Raw genomic sequence first — 19060 nt, 5'->3', positions numbered from 1 at the left:
TCACTTTTATCCGCTGAAGATGGCTCACATTGACCCGCCCTATCCAGCTAATGAATGGATATCAAAAGCTAAATCAAAAAGTAAATTTGCTATTAATCATAATATTGATGAGAAAACTGTTCGCAAAATTGTAAAAGAAAAAGATGGTTATCGTATACCAGTTAGGACACTTTAAAAAATATGTGAAGCTTGTGAGATTAAAATATCAGAGTTCTTTCAAATAATTAATGAATAGCAAAACAATTTTCATGTTATCAAAATTTCAAGTGTTTTAGTACTTAAACATTTGATTTTGTATTCTTTAAAAGAATTCTTAATTTAGTAATCTCCATTTTAATTATTAATAGCTTCCTTAGATTACTAGCAATATGCATCGATCTAGGTCAACAATTTATACTTATTAATAATTAAAATTATATCAAATGCCTGCGTTTCCAAAACCAAAATTTGTTTATCAATTTGATTTACAAGAACAAATAGGATTATTAGAGTCTCATAAAAAAAAGCGTCTAATTCCTAACAAGTCAGATGAAGAACTTTTAATAGCTTCGTGGAATATTGCTAATCTTGGACTCCAAAAAAGATGGCAACAGCATGCTCAATTGATATCTGAAATTATTAGTTGGTTTGATATTATCGCAATTCAAGAAGTAAATTATAATTTACAAGGTTTGCGTCAATTAGAATCTGAGTTACCATCGCATTATGACCTCATATTTTCTGATAAAGCAGGAAATAATGAACGATTTGCTTTTGCTTACGATAGTCGTAAAACAAAGTTAATGGAATTAGTGGGAGAGGTAGCTGTACCTCCTAAAGACCATCGCTATATTAAACTTCCTAATGTTCAAAAGAAGTTTAATGGTTTCGACCGAAACCCATATTTAACATCTTTTCAATGGAGAAATACTAATTTAGTTTTAATTAATGTACATTCTTTTTTTGGAAGCAATAGTAAAGCAGATATGGAAAGAAGAGCATTAGAAACTTATGCAATAAGTAGGTATGCTGATTTAAATGGGAAATCTAAATGGGCATTTTCTAAAAATATCATTGCACTAGGAGATTTTAATTTACCAATTGTCGAAAAAGGAGATTTAATATATCAAGCATTGATGAAACGAGGATTGGAATTACCTAAGCATTCATCCAAAGTATATTCTAACATAACTAATGATAAAATGTATGACCAAATCTCTTTTTTACCATCAATAAAGAAGAAGATAAAAGCTAATGGAATATTTGATTTTGATAACTCATTATTTCCTGACCTATGGATTGAAAGTAAATCAAAATTCAAATCTTATATGAAGTATTACATATCAGACCATAGACCAATATGGATGCAATTGAAATTCTAATATAAACTTTTGAGCTACTTAAAAACTCATTCTAACCTAAGCGATAAAAGGACTTGCAATAATTATTTATTGTTATGCTCACTTTTATCGGCTGAAGATGGCTCACATTGACTAGCCCTATCCAAATAATTTCGCATTTTTACTAAAAAGTATTTATAGCATAGATACCAAAATAATATCAAAAGAAAACAAAGTATTAGACCATATTTACACCTCGTGACCTCCAAAGTAGGGTGTGTCAAGTATAGTTACATATGTCAGAGTTGGTAGGGAATGTGTACCAAAAAGACCTGTTAAACCTTATATAACGTAGGGTATACGCCAAACCCAATTGTAACAATGTGAATGTACTGGTAACTTATATAAGTTCTAATAGCACAATTGCTTATTGGTTAGCGTTGCATCATCATGGTTTAACAGAACGTTTTCCTAATACAAACCGAGTATCATTATAATAACATACTTGTCCTAGATAATAAAACAAATTAAGTAACGGGGTTTTATAAAAACTTGTCCAGTTTATTAGTTAATAAACTGGACTTTTTATATCTTTGACTAAAGATAAATTAGTTGAAAACATCACATTACATAGAGGATAAGATAAATAGACTTCCTAAAAATTATGTATTCACCTATACAGATTTTTTAACAGAGGTGAACAAAAGAGAAGCTATTATAAAGCATCTTAACAGAATGGTACAATCTGGTAAGATTAATAAGCTTTCTAAAGGAAAATATTATAAACCTCAAGAAAGTGTATTTGGTATCTTATTACCAGAACAGTATCAAATTGTAAAAGATCTTTTGGAGGAAGATGGAAAACGTATTGGATATATTACTGGTTATAGTGTGTATAATAATTTAGGACTAACAACTCAAGTGAGTAATACGATTCAGATAGGCAAACAACAAACCCGCCCTAAACTAAAACGTGGGCGGTTTATTATTTCTTTTATTAAACAAAAAAACACCATAAATAAAGAAAACATTCCTTTATTAAGGTTGCTAGATGTTATTAGACTTATAAAGAGAATACCAGATACTACAGTGAATAGGAGCTGTAAGCGTCTTTTAGTACTATTAAATGGGCTGAGTAATGACGAACAAGTGCAGATTATAAAGCTAGCTTTTAAATATTCACCAGGAACAAGAGCCTTGTTAGGGGCTTTACTCTCTACTATTGAAATTAAAGAAGAGGGATGGCTTAATGAACTTTTTGAATCTCTAAACCCAATTACGACCTACAGTATTCCTGTTTCAAAAGATGTGTTGCCAACCTCTAAATACTGGTATATTACATGAAGCTTCACGAAAACAAAGATCTTTTTAACCAAGCCATACGTGCAACAGCACAGCGTATGGACATTTTGGACATTTATATAGAAAAAGACTATTGGGTATGCTATGCATTAAAACTCATTTATAGTAGTGCTCAAAAGAATGATGTGATTTTTAAGGGAGGCACGGCCTTGTCTAAATGTTTTGATATTATTGAACGTTTTTCAGAAGATATAGATTTAGTACTTCTAAGAACAGGAGATGAAACAGGAAATCAATTAAAATCTAAACTTAAAAAAGTTACAAAGGTGTTAACTAATCCATTTATTGAAGTTGATATGGAGGGGGTAACCAATAAAATGGGAATGATAAGAAAGGTGGCATATAATTACCCTAAAGCATTTGAAGGTAATTTTGGACAGGTAAGAGATCATATTATAGTAGAAGCATCTTGGTTAGGTCATTTTGAACCCTATTCAACAAAACAAATAGCGAGTTATATTTTTGAAATGATGGTGGCTACTAAGCAAGAAAAATTAGCTGAGGAATATGAAATGGCACATTTTGATGTCATTGTATTAGATGTTAGGAGAACACTATGTGAAAAAATAATGAGTATAGTAAGATTCTCTCATACTAACGACCCAATAACAGATTTGAATAATAAAATTCGTCACCTCTATGATATACATAAACTTTTGTCAATAGAGGAAGTTAAAGCTTTCTTTTTATCCAATGAATTTGAAACCATGCTTTTAAAAGTAGCTAAAGATGATGTTTTTAGTTTTAAAAGTGATAACAAATGGCTTGAATTACATCCAACCGAAGCACTAATTTTTAAAGACCCTGATACAGTTTGGAAACAATTACGTAGTACCTATCTAAACAATTTTAAAAACTTAGTATATGGAGAGTTGCCAGATGAAGATGTCATTCTAAAATCTATTAAAGAAATTGCTAGTAGGCTTATAGGGATTGAGTGAAATATAAAAGTCAGTGAAGGAGAAGCTTAGCGAATCAAAATAAGAGTCACTTTTTATTAAGCTATTCGCGTAAGAGAATATTCTTCATGTGTTAAGTAAAAAAAGCCTTGTCAACTTTAGTAAAAATGCGAGATAGTTAGTGATTTTTGGTAATAATCTCGCATTTTTACTAAAAAGTATTTATAACATAGAATGCGGAGTGGGGTATATGAATGAATATAACGGTTACGTTGCTTAATTTAAAAAAGTAAAAACAACGGTCTCAAAATATGAGACAGTTGAAAAGTAAAAGATGAAATGAAAGAAAAAAATCAAATAGAAATTTATCAAGCTATCGATGGTACTACTCAAATTAATGTGTATTTGGAGCAAGATACAGTTTGGCTTACACAAGCACAAATGGGACAATTATTTGATAAAAATAAACGAACTATTTCTGAGCATATTAGAAATGTTTTTAAGGAAGGAGAACTTGAAGAAAAAGTGGTTGTCCGGAAATCCCAGTCAACCAGTCAACATGGTGCCATTGTTGGTAAAACACAAATTACAAATGTAAATTTATACAATTTAGATGTCATTATATCTGTTGGTTATAGAGTGAAATCAAAACAAGGTACGCAGTTTAGAATATGGGCAAACGGTATTTTAAAAGCGTATTTAGTTAAAGGGTATGCTATTAACCAAAAACGTTTAGAACAAAAAGAACAAGAAGTACAAGTCTTAAAAAATGGTATCCAAATTTTAAGTCGAGCTATTGAAGAAAAAACAGAAGACAATCAATGGCTTTCAGTTTTTGCTAAAGGTTTGAGCTTGTTAGATGATTACGATCACGAACAATTAGATACAAAAGGATTAACAATAAAAGAAGTAGATTATCCAAGTATAGAAGACTATCAAACGTTAATTAATCAAATGCTAACTGAGTTTGATTCTGATGTTTTTGGTAAAGAAAAAGATAAAGGTTTTCAAAGTTCTATTGCTCAGATTGAAAAAGGATTTGGAAAAGATGATTTTTACCCAACCCTAGAAGAAAAAGCAACCATGCTCTTATATTTTGTTGTAAAAAATCATTCGTTTGTAGATGGAAACAAACGTATTGCTGCTGCTTGCTTTCTTAAATTTTTGCAGCAGAACAATATGCTTTTTAATAGTGAGCAACACCCCATAATTAGTAACGATACTTTAGCAAGTTTAACGTTGTTTATAGCATCAAGTAAACCAGAAGAAATGCAAACAGTAACAAGGTTGGTGATTAGCGTGTTAAACAGAAATAGAATCAATTAAAAAGGAATTAAATATTAATGACCAATACAACGCAATTTGAAACCCAAACAAAAGTGCTCTGCTACTTGTTCGGCACTTAATCTTCTTCTTAGACGCGCTAGCTTTATTTGATGCACCATTTCTTCTAATAAGCGCTCTAGTTTTGGTAATAATATCGAATTATTTTTAGACATAACTTGTAATATATTACACAAATATGCTGTTTTCGGGCAATATATTACCCGTTATAAGTAAATTCTATTAAAAAATATTTATTTACCATTAATTACAAAAAAAATCAATCCGAATTTTATAACCTAAAGTAAAAAAAGAAAATATGTTCCTGTGTTTTTTAGGCAAATTTAGCCCCATCTGAAAAAAATGACGAGGCAGAATTTAATTATTATTAGTGAAGGTCAATCCAACTACCATTTGATACGTGAGTTTTAAAATCTAGGTCTCCCAGAAAAGCAACCCCATTTGAGTATGCTATACCTCCAGGATATGAACCAGAATTTGATGAGTATTTCAAATCAACGTTGGTGCTAAAAGTATATACCTGACCATTAGTGACAGGTATTGAGCTGCTTAAAGTAATTGTATTAAATCCAACTTCAAGATTTATTGCCTGAGTCAATAAAAGAGTTCCACCTGTACCTTCTCCAGCATAAATATTTATGGTTCCTGATTGTATAGACAAACTATTTACTTCTATCTTTGAAAGTTGTCCAGTAATACCTGCTGTAAAGGATTGACCTGCAGCAGCCAAATTTGCAAAACCGGTAAAGTGTTGTTGATCAATTGACTCTCCTTCTTCTGAATAGGCTTGAACGGTAGATGTTGTAGAATTATAAATTATCATTCCTCCTGTTGCGGGAATTACATTTCTTTGAGATGTTGTAATTCTCGGCAGTAAAACAGAACCAGTTGTAGAGTTTATCTCCAATGCAGCACCTGCTCTTGGATTAGCTGTGCCAATGGCAAGAATACCAAGGTTTAACACGTTATTTCCAGCGGCATCGTTACCTTGGGTCAAAACATTATTTAAATCTTGATTTTCGGTAATACCTCCCACAATACTTTCAGCCATTTTTGAATGTAGAGCATAAGGCACACTCAACAATTGGCTTGTACCTGTAATGGTATAATTTACACCGCCTGTAGGGTCGGTTTCTGTTTTTATAAAATAAGGTCCTGTAGACCAATCAATGATCGTGAAATCGCCACTCACAACACTACCTGTACCTATTTCTAAAGTAACCAATCCATTAGCATTCGTTGTTGGGGTTTGGGTTTCTACATACACTGTTGTGCCCGTAGCTGTAGATTGTAGTATACTTATTTGCATGCCAATAGGTTGGCTTACTACTAAATTATCGCCGCTGTCTCTTACAACAGCTTGGTAACTCATCTTTTCCGGTGCTTGGGCAAAAGTACTTACAGTAATTAATAAGGCCGCTAAAATTGTGTATAGTTTTCTCATAGTAAATAGGGTTATTTTTTAATGATTTTAAATGTTTTTAATTCTTGGTTATTTTGGTTTATTTTAAGGACATACATACCAATAGCTAATTGTAGCATATTTATTTGTGTGTCTGAATTGGTAATCTTACCAATAGCCATGGCTTTTCCATTGATGTCATAGAGCTCATAATTTAAGTTATTCAGAGCACTGTCCGAAATTTTCAGTACTATATAATCAGACGTTGGATTCGGGAAGGTTACAGCTGATAAATTGATTGATGTAATCTCTGGATTGCTTAAGGTAAATAACTCGATACTTTGTTGCACACCTTGCGTAACAGTACCATCACTATCAGAATTAGTTGTGTACACTAACTGACCAACAGAATAACTTGAAGAACCTCCACTACCTGTGGCTTTGTTTCCTGATGCTGGAATAGTTTGTTGTGCTTGAATTGTGAATACAGCACATAGCATACATGCTGCGATAACAGTTTTTTTCATTGGGGTCTTTTAAATAGATGTAGCCTTTTTTCGACCCAAATTTTGAGAAGATAATTAACTCATCTGTGTTAATTGACTCCAATAATACATATTTCATCCGTTTATTGAAATACTTCATCTGTTTTTTTTTTAAATTTTTTTATTTAACACATTGAATATCAATTTTATAAAATTTTATAAATTTTAGGTATTTGACCCTAATAATTGCAGAATTGTAAATAACTAATGGTAATAACTAGATGGTGCAAGTCCATTATGGGTGACTGTAGTTTCCAACCATGAGCTAAGAGCAAGGGTGTCGTAGGTGACTACGAATCTGAAGGAAGCTTAAGGCAAAATTCCGAACCGAGGAACACGAATATCATCAGGCAGATTTGATAAGGATGAGTTTACACAACAAAACAAAGTCCAAAAACTACACGGAATATCAAGGTGTAAATGATGCGGTTACATGGAATGAAAGTTATTAATCTTACCTCGGGAGATCTCACAGACATTATTTACGCTAAGTTAATAAAGGTTGAAACAAGATTTACTGTGAGAAGTCAGCCGAACCCATAGTACTAATTATAATGACTATTAATTAGTGGAATGTCTACTTTTGATGAGACATTAAACTTAAGCTCATAATTAATAAATTTGAATTATGGGAACTAAATATGATACTGACTTTAAGTAAATGATAGTTGACCTGTTGAGAGCAGGGAGGACAGCAAGAGAACTAAGTGATGAATATAATGTAGAATACAGCAATATAACTAGATGGAATCGAGAATCTAAATCAGGAGGTTTTACGGCAAGGAAAGAATTAAGTCCTCAATAGCAGGAGATTAAATCACTAAAAAAAGCATTAAGAGATGATGATATCGAAGAATTATATGGTGGTGGTTAAAGGAAGTTGAAAAAATAGGGATGAAGTTAAAATAAAACTAATAAGCTTCCTTTATGAATCCCATATTATATTTTACAGAATGTATAAAACACATATTACGCATTGTAAGAGTCCTTTATGGAGCAAAAGATTTAATTAAATTTTTATAATAACAATTCAATAAACCGATCTTAAAAATCAAAGTAGTATCCCATTGACTGTGTAAGTTTTAAAATCTCAGGTTAAAAATTAATCTGATATTTTTTTTATTAATTACAGTAATTTCTAATTACTCAAACATTCCAATTCTAGTTTCCAATAGCTTTAAATATTTTAATTTCATTTCATCAGAAAGAAAAGAAATTTCAAGTAATTCTTTCCATGCAGGAATTGCTTTTTTCATTTTTTCAAGAATTATAGTTATTGTTTTTTCGTTGAGTTGTAGCCTTTCTTTGGCGTAATAGTCAATAAAATCAGTTGCTTTCAAATTACTTTTTTTCCCTTTCATGGTTAGCGCTATTTCTTCATCGGGATTTTTAATAGCTATAGTAGAGTTTAGAAAATCATAAATAGGCGAGAGCGTTGTTTTACCATTTTTAGTAATCAATGAAAAGTTTTTTAAGTGCATATCTTCATTCCCACTAACATAACAAAAAAGTATTCTTTTGAAAAAATCAGCTTTTTCGATAGCAGGGAATGAACAATATTCGTCAAGTACAGGAATGAGCTTCTCCATTGTAAAACGGTATTTTGTATCTCTAGTATTTCCAGTTAATTGAGCAAAATCTTCTGTTGCCCATTTTTTTCCTTTACCATAGCGGTCAAAACGTTTGATAAAATATGATAAACTACCATCTTTACCATAAAGCATTCCGTGAAAGGGAACTTCTAAACCAAATGCTTTTGCCATTCGCATGGTTACATCTTCGTTTTCTGGTAATTGTGGAAACAAATCATTTTGAGGTTTGATGATATACGTTCCAAATTGATCAACAATTTTAAATTCTTGATTCACTATAGAAACAGATGCACTAAGCTTTGGTTGAACTCCTTGAATAGACAGCTTTTTCGCCCTATTAGCCGCTTCTTGACGTAGTTCTACCGCTGTGTATGGTAAATCTTTTAAGTGCGTTAATTTAGGCGCAATCATCCGTATTCCTTTTTCGCTATACTTATTCGTACCGCATAATTCGTATGTAATGGGACATCTATTCATTTTCCAATAATTGAACTGTTACAGATCCTACTAAATCATTTCCTGTAGCAATTAGTTGAGAGAAATAATCTTTTTTGTCAATTTTGGCAATGCGCAATAAGCCTTCTAACATGACACCTTCAGGTAATAACCCTTCGAAAAAAGGAGGGAAGGATTTGTAATCATATTTTTTATGGTTAGTGGGCATAGTTAATGATACCGCTTCACCTTCATAATTTTGATCGTACTCAAAATTATAATCGTTAGTAGCTACTTCTGTTAAAATTCCAGCTCTTTTTCCGTGAGTTAATATAATGGCCTGTCTCATAATTATTTAGTTAATGGACTTTTGAATTCTACTTTAATGTTGAGTACTTGGAGTACTGCAAATAGATTATTTAATCGCACCGTTTCTTTATTCTTTTCAATATCAAAAACAGTTGTTTTACCAACGCCTGCTAGATTAGCTAGTTCAAGTTGGGTAAGTCCTGCTTTTTTTCGATGATCTTTTATCAAAGCACCTAAATCAAAATCATTCATTTTATACTGTTTAAGCGGTAAAAATACGCAATTTAAATATGTAAAGATACATTTTTTGTATAAAATTGTATTTTATTACTGCTATAGCAGTAAATAAAAGAGGATTCATAAGTTTTAAGAATGAAAAGACAAAAAAAGCATTGTATTACTGCTAAGGCGGTAATTAATTAAACAAAGAGTTATACCAATTTAGGTGTAAAATGCCGTATTAAAGCCAATGTTATTTTAAAATCTAAAAACGCTGTGATTAGATTGCATAGCATCGTTACGGAATTTATGAACAAGGCATTTAGATTTAAAAAGAACGAGTCGACATGCGGCATTTTACACCTAAATTGGTATTATAGGTTTGTGGTTCCTTTTTTGAGTTACTTTTGATGATTTAAATAAATTGATGTTAAAAATTTGTAACATAGATGCTATAGTAATACCAAAGGAAAACATAGTATTACACCATATTTACACCTCGCAACCTCTAAAGTAACGTGTATCAAGGATAATTACATATTGTATCGGTGAATAGTCGGTTGGTAAAAATAATTGTTCCGTATTTGTACCATTTTTATTTAAACATCTATGAATAAGAGGTAGGTACTTTATGTATCCGAATCCATTAATAAGAGTTTATTGTACAGCTAACAGGACAGAAGTCAAATTTTTTGATAAAAATTTAAAACCTATATACCAAGTGAATAATTTGATTGATAAAACTAATTCTAAAGATTAAAAATAATATTTAAACGCATAACAATTTTTTTAAGACGATTATTTAGGAAAAAAATAAGGAGACCAAACATAAAAGTTCCAAAAGACAAGTACAACCAATTCCTTTTGAAGAATCCATAATTTTGGATTGGGGTATTATCGCCAATGACGATGAGAGCTCCCCAATATGATGGACTTACTGCAGTATTACGATATTTTTGAATGATTTTTAGTTTGGCCTCACGGAGTGATGCCGATTTAGTAAGTCCTTTATCTAATCCTCTGTAGAATTCAATAATAATGTCCTTACTGATTTTATCATCAATAGTCCATAAGGAAGAAACGACACTCTTTGCACCCGAGTGAAAGAATCCGCGAGCCAAACTCATGATGCCTTCTCCTTTTTTCAACTCTCCTGAAGATGTATTACAAGCACTCAAAACCACCATCTCCGCTTGGTTTTTTGTAATATAGATTTCATTTAAGAATAACTTTTTGTCACTAAATGCAATCCAGTGATTTCCATTCTTCCCAATATCTGCGTGGGTAGAAAGATGAATGACTTTGTGGTCGTATATATTATCCAGCAAATTAGATTTTGTAGCATCTTTATTCAAGAAAACATCTCCATTATATATTCTTGCAGCTTGATTGACCTCTTCGGTACTAAAATTAAGTTTGGGTAAATTCTTGATATTGAATTCACCAGGAGCCACCCCTAATATACTTTTTTTAGGATTCCTAATAATTTGCTTTTTAGCACTTAGGTACGACATGGAATAAGCATATCTGATTTCTGTGTCCTCTATTAAATATCTTACAGTATTATTAGTGTTATTTACTACCAAGGCTTCGAATGGGATTTGCTGCAATACATAATCTGCAATGATTAATAGTTTTTTGCCTTTTAATTTATTATATACTGTTTCTGGTATGAGCTTTTTAAAAAGACCGTAGGATACATTGTTGTAATTGGCATTTTTTTCTCGGTCGGAAACCAATGTTCTCAAAAGATTAAAGAGTTGAAGTATTTCATCAATAAGTTCTGTTCCTCCATCTAACTTAAAGAAAAAAGGTCCCTCTTTTAGGGTTAGCAAGCCATAGCCTTGTTCATTATTCAATATATATTGCAGTACATAATCTTCTTCGGAAACATAATTATCTACTAAATATTGATAAGGAAGTATGTTCAATTTACCTTTAAGCCTAGAGTATTCTGGAAAGGAGATGGAGATAGAATCCATGAATTTTGAATATTCATGTTTGTTCTCATAGATTTTTTCTTTTAATATCTGTTTCTTAGCTGTTAATGTAGTGCTCATATTCTGCAACTCGTTTTCGGAAAGAAATATGGATCTTTTTAATTCAAATTCTCGCTTTGCAATGACATTTGGTAATTTTGAAATTTCCTTGGCGTTTTCGCTTGTAATGTCTTCTAATAATAATAAAGCCTTGTTTCGTTCCATGAAATAGTAAGCTTCCTTAGGTTTCTCGAGCAGAAAACAAACTTCTACAGCTTTCATATATAATTCGGCACTCTGCTCTCTCCAGAATAGTTTTGATTGATATTCAGTGCTTTCAGACCGTATTAAATCCACAAGTTTATCAGCTAAAGAAAACGTTTTCAATGCTTGGATAAGATGTTCTTTATTAGAGTCATACTGATAGTACTTCAACCATCCATTTGCTTTGGTGATAATGTTTTGTAAGATTACTACTTTGTTAGCAGATACTTCGAGATTTTGGATGGAGACTAGATTGTCATAACGAAAACCATCACTTCTGGAGGTGCCTAGAACTATTGCTTTTTGATAAAAAGACAGACCTTTTTCAAATTTGTTCTTAGAGATATACAGATCTCCCATATTCTCGTATGGGTCCGTATAATCAGGATCAAGTGTGATTGCTTTATTCAAATTAACCAATGCAGAATCTAGATCTTTTCGTTTGATTTGTGAATATGCTAAACTATTGTATACCCTTGCCAAATTATTAGGTTCTAACTGTAATGAATCTTTAATAACGAGTTTATGATAATATATGGCTTCTTTATAGTTTCTTGCTTTTAGCAATCTGTTGCCATATAATTGGTCTATACTATTCCTAAATTCATTATTTGCATCACTAACATTCTTCAATAATGAATCTGCACTTTTTAAATGCGAATCAATTTCATTCGAGAATTCCTCAAATCCCATGATTGCGTAGGTTTCTGCTTTGGAAAGGTTTATTTCGAGTAATCCTAGTATTTGTTTCCTACTTAGGGTGTCTTTGGTCGAATGAGATGAAGTGTAAGCATCAAATCTATTTAAAGCCTTGTAAAAATCGCCCGTCAATGCATAGAGCTTTCCAAGTTCACGATTGGCACTTAGTATTTTGCCATTGTCTTTACCCTTTTCAATCAGATATGAATACGCACTTATTGCTTCATAAATAGCATCGTTCTTAGAGTTGAAATACCCTAAGTTATAAAGTGTTTTTTCCAAGGATCCTTTTACTAGCTTCTCTTCATTTTTTTTAATGTTGAATGCCTTGTCAGTGACGAGAATAGCAGCTTCTAAATTTTCTTTGTTTTTGTCTTTTCTCCAGTTTCTATAATACCATTTGCTCCCTAGATCGTGATAGCAATCAGCCAAGATTTTTTTGGGTATTGTTTTCTCGTGGGTCAACAAAAACGAATCTATTTGTTGTTGTTTTAATGGAGTACTAGCATCAGATGCTAATATTTTCAATAGATTTTCGTGCTGCCCATAGCAAAGAGAGAGAGTGCTTAAGCTAATAAAAAAGCAGATTGTAAAACGCTGTTTCATATTATAAAGATAGTCAATAGACATAGCAACATATAGAGTAGCAGGCTCAAAAGTATGGCGCGAGTTCTCAATAACAAGCGCATAATTTGCTTTTTAGCCATTGTGTTTTTTATTTAAAATATTTTCCATTCCATATTTTACCAATGAGGAAAGGGGACGGACTAGCTTTGTCCAACAAACCACTTTTTATAATTATAGGAGTTGGAGAGCCATTATCTTGATGAAATTTTGCTGCTAAAGCTGTTATGTAAGCTGTTCCATAAGATGTTCCTGCTAATTCAACTTTATCCTTCACATATGTGTCTCTAGTGTCCAAAATCAGGCTGTAATTAGCATATGATGCTGTAGCATCTATACTAAATCTCCCATAATTAGAGTGTGGATGAAGCACTGCCTTTTCTATTTCAATTCGGTGCCCGCCAATGGCTAATATATTATCATACTCATAACCCGATGGAAAGTGTCCAATGTCAGGGGCATCCGTATTTAGGGCTCTGTTTCCAGCAGATGTAATAAATAACACCTCATTTGCCATGTCTTTAATTATTTTTCCAAGAATCTTATGACTCTCTGAGATCCTTTGTGGCATCTCGCTTCCAAAACTAGCATTCACAATGTTAATGTTGGCTCCTTTCTCATTAATCCAGCGCACATAATCCATAGCGCAGACAATATCCCAATACGAACCTCGACCTTCGTTGTTAAATACTTTTAATGGTAGTATACGATACCCGACATTTATTGAATCTAATGTTGATGTTATAATGTTGGTAACGTAAGTGCCATGTCCTTGATCATCCAAGAAATCTGATGAGTCGTTAATAAAATTCCAACCAGAAACTCTATTGTCCGTAGACACTCCATCCGAACAGTTGTCCAACCCCTCTGTATTTAATAAATAAGGTTTTTCACTAGCAGTCCTGTAATAGTCTAAGCCAGTGTCAAGAACGGCGATATTAACCTTTGCATCAGAACTCAGGTCTACCCATGTATTCGAACCACCTGGTTCATTTTCTTGCGCATAATTTCCTAAATCCATAAGCCCAAAAGTGAATTGACGATCTCCTCCTTCTACATCATCCTCACTTTCACTCTCTCTCTTAAGGCTACTAACAGCTTCTTCTATTTTTATTAAACGAGTATCAATGGTCCATAATTGCAAGCTCTGATCACCACAAGAGCAATATTTTACTTCGGTATCCAACACATGTAATGTATCCTTTAAATGATTCAATCGAGCAGTAGTGATATTGGATTTCAAGCGTACCACAATTTGATTGTTTGACAATTTCAAGCTACTCTCATTTGTGTTAGCTCCTTCATCTACCATTATGTTGTTGTATGTTATGCTACAGTTATATAATGAAAGATTGAGTATTAGAGTTAGAATTGTTATTGTTCTTTTCATAGTGATTAATTTTTATGATTGGTTGACTTACTTTTTTATGCGAATTGACAGAAAAAGTTAACAAAAGGTACTAAAATTTAGATTAGCACATGTGTCTCTAATTGATATTTAGTGTTATGGATAAGTATTTTATTGATAGCTCAACGCTCAGGGTCATTGTGGTTTCTAGAAAATATGGCGAAATCGGGGTTGCGATCAGAATAGGAAAGTGAGATATTAACGTCGTTCTAATGCTCGGAGAATTATGTTGGCTTCTTCATTTTTGTAAGACCCTTTTTTGGTCAAAATTTCTAAGACATCTTTAGCTTGGTCAATATCCTTATTTGCTAAATATGATAGGGCTAAATACCATCGAGCCTCATGGTCAAAATTTCCCTTTTGCTCAATAACTTCAGTAAAGCGTTTTATAGCATTTTCGTGATTACCTGTTTTTAGATAGGATAGCCCCATATAGAAGTCTATATAATTCGGAGGGGCACCTTGTTTTAATGTCTTGAAATACGTAATGGCTTCTTCGTGCTGGTCAGATTCATAAGCCATAAAAGCCTGGTGCTCAATAGTGTCATCACCTTGGCCTCGTGTTATCGGATATACAGTATTGGGATAGAGTTCGAAGTTAGATGCGTAAAGTTCTTGCGGATTGATACTATCGGTCTTCATAAACGTGTACCATCCAAACCCCAAAAGAAGGGTAAGAGTAGCAGCAATTCCTATTAGTTTCAATCTCGGAAACACTTTTACAACTTGTTGTTTTCGCTCTTTTTCGAGTCCCCTTAATTTACTTTTTAATCGTGCTCTTTCTTTAGACTTAATAACCTGTTGTAGATTCTTTTCGAACTCGAATTGCTTCCTGAACACGGAATCATCTAATAGAAGGCGCTGAAACAAAGAAGTCTCAACGTCACTAAGTTCGTCTAAAAAATATTTCTTTATGAGTTCCTCGTTTTCCATTACGACTGGTTAATATTTTGAATCATGGATTCTTTTAATGTTTTTAGGCAACGTGACTTCTGGCTTTTTACCACGTTCTCACTTTTATAGTTTCCTGCAGACATAATTTCTTTGATGTTATATTTCTTATAATAAAACCAGGTTAATATTTGTTGGCATCTCTCTCCAAGTTTATCAAAATAGTCTTTTAATAATACTTGTTCCTTACTTAACTTTGGTTGTATAATATCAAAAAAATCTAATTCTAAATCCACCTCTTCTACGCGTTCTAAAATTTGATAACCATCTACTTTTTTTTTGTTTTTCCTCAGTTTATCTAGTATCATATATTTTCCAATGCTCATCAAATATGTCGCTAAAGAACTCCTTAGTTCAGCTAGCTTACCAGTTTGAATGTTCTCATAAAAAACGATATAAGCATCCTGATAGATATCCAAAATATCCTCTTCAGCAATGCCATATTTCTTAGCGAAATTTAAAAACATGGGTCTATTGTCATTATATACTTTTTTAAAATCATCATCAGACCCTTCTTTTAAGGAATTAAAAAGTAATTGATCCGAGTGCTCAGTCATTTAATGTCATTTATAGCAAAAAAGTTAACACTCAAATGTAATAAAAAAATTTGATGTTAACCTTTTTGATGTGATAACATAAAAAACCGTAATCAAAACATATTCACATGAAAAATCGACATCTATTACTATTTCTTTTACTGATTAGTTTCAGTATTAATATCGCAGGGCAAGAAGAACTTACATATATACCAGAAATGAGCGCCAAGAAAAAAGGCACCAAATCCAAACAATTAGAGGGTATGGATGGGACTGTTGAAAAAGTGACAATTCTTAGTCAAAAGGACCATAGCGTAGAAATCAATATTCATCAAGAGGGTTATGATGGGAAACAGATAAAAGTATTTGCTCTAAGTAAATCTGGAACGCGAATAGTTATGCCTATTACACCTTTTGTGAAAAAAGTGTCTTCTGGAAAAAAAACAATCAAAGCACGATTAAACCTATCAGGAGACAATCAAAAGAATTCAGATTTCATCGAAGTAGTCATAACCAATGGCATCTTTAGATTAAAGGGAATCTCGTATGTGTACGAATTCAAAAAACAATGGAGCCCCAAAGGTTCTGATGCTGGCCAAGATTCTTCATCATTGGCTAACCGCCCAAGTCGAACGATAGTATTAGAACTAAAACCTGTTGGAACTGCACGTCGGTTCTTCAATCAATAATATTAAAAACAAATATCATGAGACATCATTTTAAATACATCATCTTCCTTTTCATACTTGTATTCGTATGTAAAGACTTGAACGCCCAACGAGTGGGAGAAACTTATTATATACAATCTGCTATTGCAGGCAAATATTTGGACGTGCAGAATAACCAGACTGCCAATGGTACACCGCTTCATCTTTGGCGTTATAATGGTGGTAATGCCCAAAAATTCACCTTAGAAGATGCTGGAGGTGGCTACTTTCATATAAAGTTTCGACTCGGTAAATATCTACATGTACAACATGGATCTAATCAACCTCGGGTGCTAGCACATTTATGGGAGGGCAAAAGTAATGATAATTCTAAATGGAGATTCATAACTGCCCCTAACGGCTACTTTTATATTCAATCTAAAAAAGGCACTTACTTGGATGTCAAAGGTGGTCAATCTGCAGACGGTACACCTATCTGGATGTACGTACTTAATAAAGGAAACGCACAGCGTTGGAAGCTTAAAAAGGCATCTTATACGCAGAGTAGTAATGGAGCTTCTACAGCGGTTGTTGTATCTGGATCAAATGTAAACAAGAATGTAAAAGTGGGTAAAACCTATTATATACAATCGGCTATTGGTGCAAAGTATATGGATGTTAAAATGGCTGGTACAGCCAATGGCACACCCATTCATTTGTGGCGTTACAATGGCGGCAATGCCCAAAAATTTATATTTGAAAATGCCGGGTCAGGGTATTTTTATATTAAATCTGTTCTTGGAAAATATTTACATGTACAAGGTGCGTCAAATCAACCTAGAGTTCTGGCCCATTTATGGACAGGTAAAGGAGGTGATCAGACCAAATGGCAGTTTATAAAAGCACCTAATGGTTATCATTATATCCGTTCTAAAAAGGGTACATATTTAGACGTCAAGGGAGGAGTGTCTACCGACGGTACGCCTATATGGATGTATCCTCTTAATCGTGGAAACGCTCAACGCTGGAAGCTTAACGAGGTGCCTGCCGCAACTGGTACATCTGTTATTAAAACGCCATTGCTCCTCAACTCAAGTACTATGTATTCGTACTTGGCTAACGTGGCTACAATATCACCAGCAAACATAAAAAAGAAAAGCCCTAAAGGACCAGATTTTGAAGAAGGGGCTAAAGCTGTTTTCAGCAACTTAGATGGAGAGCTCACTAATCGCTTTAGGCATTATGTGACTTCAAAATTTTCAAGATTAGATGCTAATCTTATACCTGATAAGGAACCAAATTCTGGTGTCTTTTATTATGTGCCAAATTCTTACCATTTGAGTTGGGATAGTGATTTAGACAAGCACAAGTTGAGAATAAATTACAGCAGAAACACCGATGGAAGAGCGGATAAAAGCACACGTGTAAGCGCAACGCTTTCTTCAGGAATTATGGTTTCCGAAATCAAGTTTATGGAAAACATGCTAGATGAAATGAGGAAGAATACGCCATTTAAAAACATCCCAATAGAGTTAAGACCATTGCCTGTTGAAAGTCCACGAATAGAATTTCAAGGCGGAGGTTTTGATATTAATGGAGATCAGATAACTATTGTGGCATTTTCTGATTTTGGAGAAGACATTGAGATGAGTTTTACAACTTCCGATGACAATATTGATGCCATGAAAAATGGAGAACTACAAAATAAAATGTCTTTTATCTTACATTTTAATTCTAGTGTCGATAACGAGCAAACTTATGATATTCCCGCAGATATCAGTATCAAGGATGAACAATCTTATGGGATTTTTGATGTAGAATTACCAACACTTCAAAATGTAAAGAATCTAGCGCCATTTCCAATTATAGTAAAATACTTACATGTGCTTACCGCTAAAGGTGAAAATTCCGAAATCATCCCTTATATATATTCTTTTGAGCTAGGTGATAAGACCATTCAGCCGAATGATATTCTGAAATTTAATAAACCATCTGGTTTCAGATTGCCTGCTAAAGATAAACCCTTGCGCGCTTTTGTTGAATACCGACTGCTTCCATGTGAACCTTGCACACAAAAAATTATTAATGGTCTAACGGGAGGTATAACATCTGCTACAAAACAAGAGGTAAAGTTTAAGACAATTAATCTATTGAGAAGCACAGGTGCAGAAACGGTATTGATTTATATGAAATCACATCAATTGGATCCAGGTAAACAGAGAGAAGTAGAAACATACGAGCCTATTGAGATTAATGAAGACGGAAGTGAAGCGAAGTCTCCTAAATTCTATTTACTAAACGGCGAACAACCAGATTTTAAGTATAAAGTAGGACTGATGATGGAGGATGGAAAATTGTACGAATCCAATACTTGGATTAGAGGTGATAAGCTCAAGGTGTTTCTTACAGAAATTAATTTAAAGAGCCATTTTGACACTTGGCCAAAAGCCGAAGAAATGGAATCTGAGAATGAGAATGATGACGATAACTAACAAATTGACACCAATAAGAAGTTCATTATGAAAA

18 protein-coding genes are annotated in these 19060 nt (G+C 33.0%); 8 read left to right on the top strand and 10 right to left on the bottom strand.

The genetic code is table 11. The annotated features are described in order from the left end of the window. Positions 1–19 precede the first annotated feature (19 nt). The 5 genes from Q4Q40_RS18805 (at position 20) to Q4Q40_RS18785 (ending at position 4906) form a co-directional block, all read left to right on the top strand. Positions 20–175 (top strand): hypothetical protein, encoded by a 156-nt coding sequence (locus Q4Q40_RS18805; protein WP_303303532.1) that lies wholly within the window; start codon positions 20–22, stop codon positions 173–175. A gap of 247 nt (positions 176–422) precedes the next feature. Further along, positions 423–1361, top strand: coding sequence for an endonuclease/exonuclease/phosphatase family protein (locus Q4Q40_RS18800; RefSeq protein WP_303303531.1), 939 nt, complete (start codon positions 423–425; stop codon positions 1359–1361). Between the two features lie 570 nt (positions 1362–1931). Next, positions 1932–2663: a DUF6088 family protein gene (locus Q4Q40_RS18795; RefSeq protein ID WP_303303530.1), complete on the top strand. Its 732-nt coding sequence runs from the start codon at positions 1932–1934 to the stop codon at positions 2661–2663. Then, positions 2660–3622 carry a nucleotidyl transferase AbiEii/AbiGii toxin family protein gene (locus tag Q4Q40_RS18790; RefSeq protein ID WP_303303528.1) on the top strand — a complete coding sequence of 321 codons (963 nt, stop codon included), beginning with the start codon at positions 2660–2662 and terminating at the stop codon, positions 3620–3622. The genes Q4Q40_RS18795 and Q4Q40_RS18790 overlap by 4 nt, the downstream gene beginning before the upstream one ends. Positions 3623–3919: 297 nt before the next feature. Next, positions 3920–4906: a virulence RhuM family protein/type II toxin-antitoxin system death-on-curing family toxin gene (locus tag Q4Q40_RS18785; protein WP_303303526.1), complete on the top strand. Its 987-nt coding sequence runs from the start codon at positions 3920–3922 to the stop codon at positions 4904–4906. A gap of 14 nt (positions 4907–4920) precedes the next feature. On the opposite strand, the gene Q4Q40_RS18780 is transcribed toward Q4Q40_RS18785, so the two are convergent. The 3 genes from Q4Q40_RS18780 to Q4Q40_RS18770 form a co-directional block, all read right to left on the bottom strand. Beyond that, positions 4921–5100, bottom strand: a complete 180-nt coding sequence (locus tag Q4Q40_RS18780; RefSeq protein ID WP_303303525.1) for a hypothetical protein — start codon at positions 5098–5100, stop codon at positions 4921–4923. Positions 5101–5291: 191 nt separating this feature from the next. Further along, entirely contained in the window at positions 5292–6368 is a 1077-nt protein-coding gene (locus tag Q4Q40_RS18775; protein ID WP_303303524.1) for a phage tail-like protein, read from the bottom strand. A gap of 11 nt (positions 6369–6379) precedes the next feature. After that, on the bottom strand, positions 6380–6853 hold the full coding sequence (locus Q4Q40_RS18770) for a T9SS type A sorting domain-containing protein (protein WP_303303523.1): 474 nt from the start codon (positions 6851–6853) through the stop codon (positions 6380–6382). A gap of 679 nt (positions 6854–7532) precedes the next feature. Here Q4Q40_RS18770 and Q4Q40_RS18765 point away from each other — a divergent pair. Then, positions 7533–7676, top strand: coding sequence for a helix-turn-helix domain-containing protein (locus Q4Q40_RS18765; RefSeq protein ID WP_303303522.1), 144 nt, complete (start codon positions 7533–7535; stop codon positions 7674–7676). A 337-nt stretch (positions 7677–8013) separates the two neighbouring features. Here Q4Q40_RS18765 and Q4Q40_RS18760 read toward each other — a convergent pair whose 3' ends face one another. The 7 genes from Q4Q40_RS18760 to Q4Q40_RS18730 all read right to left on the bottom strand — a co-directional run bounded on the left by Q4Q40_RS18760 (position 8014) and on the right by Q4Q40_RS18730 (position 15908). Then, positions 8014–8940 (bottom strand): HipA domain-containing protein, encoded by a 927-nt coding sequence (locus tag Q4Q40_RS18760; RefSeq protein ID WP_303303521.1) that lies wholly within the window; start codon positions 8938–8940, stop codon positions 8014–8016. Further along, positions 8933–9247 carry a HipA N-terminal domain-containing protein gene (locus Q4Q40_RS18755; RefSeq protein ID WP_303303520.1) on the bottom strand — a complete coding sequence of 105 codons (315 nt, stop codon included), beginning with the start codon at positions 9245–9247 and terminating at the stop codon, positions 8933–8935. The genes Q4Q40_RS18760 and Q4Q40_RS18755 overlap by 8 nt, the downstream gene beginning before the upstream one ends. Positions 9248–9249: 2 nt before the next feature. Then, complete coding sequence (locus Q4Q40_RS18750; protein ID WP_106659579.1) at positions 9250–9459, bottom strand: type II toxin-antitoxin system Y4mF family antitoxin; 210 nt, start codon at positions 9457–9459, stop codon at positions 9250–9252. A gap of 716 nt (positions 9460–10175) precedes the next feature. Continuing rightward, a complete protein-coding gene (locus Q4Q40_RS18745) occupies positions 10176–12896 on the bottom strand; it encodes a CHAT domain-containing protein (protein ID WP_303303517.1) in 2721 nt (906 codons plus the stop codon). Positions 12897–13083: 187 nt separating this feature from the next. Then, positions 13084–14382 (bottom strand): S8 family serine peptidase, encoded by a 1299-nt coding sequence (locus Q4Q40_RS18740; RefSeq protein ID WP_303303515.1) that lies wholly within the window; start codon positions 14380–14382, stop codon positions 13084–13086. A 216-nt stretch (positions 14383–14598) separates the two neighbouring features. Next, positions 14599–15105: a tetratricopeptide repeat protein gene (locus Q4Q40_RS18735; RefSeq protein ID WP_303303514.1), complete on the bottom strand. Its 507-nt coding sequence runs from the start codon at positions 15103–15105 to the stop codon at positions 14599–14601. 227 nt (positions 15106–15332) lie between these two features. Then, positions 15333–15908 (bottom strand): RNA polymerase sigma factor, encoded by a 576-nt coding sequence (locus Q4Q40_RS18730; protein ID WP_303303512.1) that lies wholly within the window; start codon positions 15906–15908, stop codon positions 15333–15335. A 107-nt stretch (positions 15909–16015) separates the two neighbouring features. Between Q4Q40_RS18730 and Q4Q40_RS18725 the strand changes: the two genes are divergently transcribed. Both Q4Q40_RS18725 and Q4Q40_RS18720 read left to right on the top strand, forming a co-directional pair. Next, positions 16016–16576, top strand: a complete 561-nt coding sequence (locus Q4Q40_RS18725) for a hypothetical protein (protein WP_303303511.1) — start codon at positions 16016–16018, stop codon at positions 16574–16576. A 17-nt stretch (positions 16577–16593) separates the two neighbouring features. Next, positions 16594–19026, top strand: a complete 2433-nt coding sequence (locus Q4Q40_RS18720; protein WP_303303510.1) for an RICIN domain-containing protein — start codon at positions 16594–16596, stop codon at positions 19024–19026. Positions 19027–19060 lie beyond the last annotated feature (34 nt).

Origin of the sequence: Flavivirga jejuensis (genome assembly GCF_030540765.1) — a bacterium.
Lineage (GTDB): Bacteria > Bacteroidota > Bacteroidia > Flavobacteriales > Flavobacteriaceae > Flavivirga > Flavivirga jejuensis.
The sequence above is the reverse complement of the archived record's forward strand: the minus strand, read 5'-3'. Positions and strand labels throughout refer to the sequence as shown.